This is a genomic window from Caballeronia sp. INML2 (assembly GCF_023631365.1).
Lineage (GTDB): Bacteria > Pseudomonadota > Gammaproteobacteria > Burkholderiales > Burkholderiaceae > Caballeronia > Caballeronia turbans.
Genome location: NZ_JALQDH010000100.1, coordinates 1 through 3,921 on the forward strand (window position 1 = coordinate 1; position 3,921 = coordinate 3,921).

General features: G+C 59.3%; 5 protein-coding genes and 1 pseudogene. 1 reads left to right on the forward strand and 5 read right to left on the reverse strand.

Annotated features, from left to right (window positions below; all coding sequences use genetic code 11):
- Window positions 1–85: 85 nt before the first annotated feature.
- The 5 genes from NCT32_RS31995 to NCT32_RS32015 all read right to left on the reverse strand — a co-directional run bounded on the left by NCT32_RS31995 (window position 86) and on the right by NCT32_RS32015 (window position 2,569).
- Window positions 86–532, reverse strand: a complete 447-nt coding sequence (locus NCT32_RS31995) for a hypothetical protein (protein ID WP_250491201.1) — start codon at window positions 530–532, stop codon at window positions 86–88.
- A gap of 232 nt (window positions 533–764) precedes the next feature.
- A complete protein-coding gene (locus NCT32_RS32000) occupies window positions 765–1,229 on the reverse strand; it encodes a hypothetical protein (protein ID WP_250491202.1) in 465 nt (154 codons plus the stop codon).
- On the reverse strand, window positions 1,226–1,609 hold the full coding sequence (locus NCT32_RS32005; protein ID WP_250491203.1) for a hypothetical protein: 384 nt from the start codon (window positions 1,607–1,609) through the stop codon (window positions 1,226–1,228). Before NCT32_RS32005 ends, NCT32_RS32000 begins: the two co-directional genes overlap by 4 nt.
- Before the next feature lie 125 nt (window positions 1,610–1,734).
- On the reverse strand, window positions 1,735–2,196 hold the full coding sequence (locus NCT32_RS32010; protein ID WP_250491204.1) for a glycine zipper 2TM domain-containing protein: 462 nt from the start codon (window positions 2,194–2,196) through the stop codon (window positions 1,735–1,737).
- Window positions 2,197–2,323: 127 nt separating this feature from the next.
- Window positions 2,324–2,569, reverse strand: coding sequence for a hypothetical protein (locus NCT32_RS32015; RefSeq protein WP_250491205.1), 246 nt, complete (start codon window positions 2,567–2,569; stop codon window positions 2,324–2,326).
- Between the two features lie 957 nt (window positions 2,570–3,526).
- On the opposite strand from NCT32_RS32015, the pseudogene NCT32_RS32020 reads away from it, so the two are divergent.
- Window positions 3,527–3,921 (forward strand): annotated as a pseudogene (locus NCT32_RS32020) (hypothetical protein); the annotation flags it as partial.

Sequence of the window (3,921 nt, forward strand, 5' to 3'; positions counted from 1 at the left end):
AAATTGCGGGCAATCGCTCCCTGTCGGGTCGATGCCCGGCAAGGGTTAATGCGCCGAATGAGCGCTGGACGAAGTTGAAAAGCTATTAGGCCGCGTCGATTAGACGGGCGATAAGACGGGCGAGCGACCACGCATGGTCAGTCGAAAATACCTTCGCGCGGAGCAACGGCATGATCGCGTAGGTGCGGTCGAGCGAGTCGCTAAGCTGAGGTCGGCTGATGAAGTCCACATGAACGATCCAGCCTTCCGAGTTGCCGATGCACACAGACACGGAAATCCGGTCGTGTGACGACGGCTCGGGCCACGGTCTGCTGTGGCGCGCTCCGTACATGGCTTCGTTAGCGTCGTCCTGCAGGTTCGCGTGACAAAGCCACTCGGGTTCCAGCTCCGTTCCGCGCACGAAGCGGCATAGGTCCTGGAAGACCTGATCGACCGTTTTGCCGTCGGTGTCGAGCCGCGCGACTGACTTAACATCGACTACGCGATCGGCGGCAACACCTGGCGGCAGCACATCCGCATTCGCTTGAGACATAACCAACTCCTGAAAATGAAAAGCGCGCCGGAAGGCGCGCCAGAAACGGGAAACGCTAAAAAAAAACCGCACCTCGGAAGGTGCGGTTTCGTCTTTGGACTCAGCTTGCGCAGTGTCGAATCACTTGCCCCAATCGCGTTCGCGATCGGCTTTGCGGCCGTTGTTGGAGGTCCACATGAAAAAAGCTGCAATGGACACGCCAAGCACTAAGGTAAAGATTGATGCACCCATTTCACCCTCCTTTCATTGCGTGATAACCCGCGTACCACAATACTACTCCAAGTGACGCAAGAATCGATGCGCCCACGACCGACGACAGATCCCAGGACGACGCCGAGTGGACGTAGCCCACGGTGCCGCCGATGGACGCAGCCGAAAGCGTGTGAAGGTATCGGCCATTCTGCTGGCGTTGATCCTTCGACGGCGTGGCGATCGCATGGAGGATTTGGCGGATGCCCGGGGGCGGGTCCGTAGGAAGAGAAACCACATATCCGCCGTTGACGACGGGCGTAACGGGCAAGACGTGGCCTCTGTATTCCAGGCTAAAGGCCGGAGAACACTCGGACTCGTCCATCTTGCTCAACAGCCCGAGCAATCGGGGAGCCAAGTGAACCTGCCCTGTTGCAGGATCAAGCGTCGCTCGGTCCACGATGGTAGTGCCCGAGCTGTACTCGATCTTTACTTTCGCCAGTTTCATCGACGACCTCCGCACTTCAGCTCGATGCCGCCAGCCAAACGCAGGCCGTCCAGCATCGCTCGATAGCCTGCGGGCGTCTCGAGTTGCGTCAAGGCGACGTGGTTTTCGCCACCGCCCGTCAGGTCGGAGCGGCCGCGCCGGGTTCTGAAGCTCAGCGCGACACCCGAACCACCTCGACGCTCGAGCACGTCGACAAACAACGTCTCGGTACGCAACGACACCCGTACGGCAGCGTTGCCGCGACGCGTATCGGTGACGATCTCGTGCGCATGCGCCGGAAGACGCAAGTCCTGGGCGACGCGTCGCAGAACGCGCGCCGCATGACGTTGCAGAGCCGCTTTCGCGCCGGCATTGGCACTACTGCGGTCCGCATAAAACACTCGGGGAAATTTCATGATTGCCTCAGTGCAGACGAGGCAGGTCCCTTGCGGGAAGCCTGCCCCGCAAGGGTTGGCGCGGTTTTCACCGCGCTATCAAGATTGTCGGTCCCGCTAGCGACCGGGCTTTAATGAGTGATCCGGTAGCCGGACCCATTCGAGACGAGAAACACCTGCTGACCAGGAGCGAACTGCTGATCGTCGACCTGCGTGACGACCACCGTCTGACCGTTGGCGCGACGAAGGAAGACTTCGACACCGCTGTGGCGCGACATAGCGGCGCTTACGCGCTGAGCCACCAACCCGGAGACGGAGCCGGAAAGCGCGCCGGCGATATAGCGGCCGCTGCCGTTGCCGATGACTTGCGAGCCCAGGAAGGCACCTGCCGCTGCGCTGACGATCGATGCAATGCCCGACGAGCCAGAATTGCTCTCGATGGTGATCGGACGCACGCGCAGGATGGTTGCCTGCTCGAACTGGCCGATGCGTTGAACGTCGTAGCGCTGGTACGTATTGGGCGAACCGAAATCCGCAGTGGCGCATGCGGAAAGCAGGCTGGCGAGGATGAAGCTGGAGATGAGCTTGAACATGGTTGCCTCAACGAAATCGGGCAACCGAACCCGTCAGGGTGGTTGCCCTGATGGGAAGGAATCGGAAGAAAAGAAACGAAGAAACGGCGTCCAGTGCTATGCAACTGGACGCGTCATTCAAGAAGACCTACGAGGCGGCATGGCTGAGGTGATGCAGTCTGACACGACCGCTTTGCACCAGATGCCGTTCGGCTTGATGGTTGAGCGAATAGTCCCAATCCACCATTGCCGTGCCGTCGCTCCACACCGAATGAATGCGTCCGGTGTAAAGCTGCGGCGGGCTGGCCTCGACGTCTTGACCGACCACACACTGATTCGCCATGAAACCGTTCTTGCTGGAAACTTTGACGACAGGCGCGAGATTGCGAGACATAGACAACTCCAAAAAAATAATGGGAGCTGTCTCCCGGAGGGATAGGCTCCCAACGGGACGAAAAAAGGCGACCAACTAGGGTCGCCAGAAGATCGCCGTCATAGACGGCTGGAGAGAAGATGGTCCTCCAGCACGCTGGAGGGGTAGGTCGATGCGCAAAAGCGCGGGGAATGGAGCCAGTCTACGGAGTCGGCCGCGTGGTCGGCATTGGAAAGCTCAAGGATTTGCTATGCCTTTCGCTCAAAGTGACGAGACGACCGGGGCGCTGAGCACCGCACCTCGTATTAATGACGTTAAGCCGGCGGCACGCAGCGAGGATGAAAAAAAAGCGCCTGCTCCATTTCTGAAGCGGCGCTTGAAAGTCCGTCGCAAATCCGAGGGCCGTCGACGAACCTGAGAGAGAGGCCATTCTAGCGATCGACATCAAAGCCCATGCCTTGAAAAGGTCGCTAAAAACGTCTCGATTCAAGATAAACCAGCGTTTCCAACGACGGAAAAAGCGAAGGCGGATGCGCACGCGCAGGAGCTACCCGACGAAGCGCGAGGTGCTAGTGCGGGGTCATGACGCTGGTGGCTCCCCTCATTAGGGCGAAGAAAAGGCCACCCAGGGATGCGCCCTGGATGGCCTCAGTTTTTTCTTGTTTTGTATTGTCTGGTCTCTCAGCACCCTTATTAGCGGGTAAGGTCAATATAGACTGACAAATAAAAACCGACTGTTGGATAAGTCACGTTTCTGCCTCGTGCGGACTTTTACTTGCGCATCAAAAAGTAGCAACTAAGCTATTACTGCGTGTCCTCTTGGCTGTGGGCGTGCGCTGTTGTAGATCACATCCATTAGCCCGCTGTCGCTCGCCGCGACGCGGGCTTTCTTTCGGTCGCTCCTCTGAAAGCCCCGCGCAGCTTGACTTTGCGCTGTAGCTGCGAAGATGAATCATCTACCCCGATTCTTCTTCGACCATGCTACAAACCATCGATCTGTCCTCGCTGCGCACTGCCCGCCCGTCCTTCCATCCCGCGCGTGCGCGCGATGTCGCGCTCGCTCCGGAGGTGTCTGCGCTGCTCGCCAGCGATGCGGTTGTCGCTATTGGAGTGAGTGGCGGCAAGGACAGCGTTGCATGCGCGCTCGCCGTCGCTCGCCATCTCGATGCCATCGGCCACAACGGCCCGCGCATCCTCGTGCATTCCGATCTCGGCCGCGTCGAATGGAAGGACAGCGGTCCTGCGTGCGAGCGTCTCGCCGCGCATCTCGGTTGGGAGCTTTTGACCGTGCGGCGGCAAGCCGGCGACATGCTGGCCAGATGGGAAAAGCGATGGTCGAACAACGTCGAGCGGTATCGCGATCTGTCCTGCGT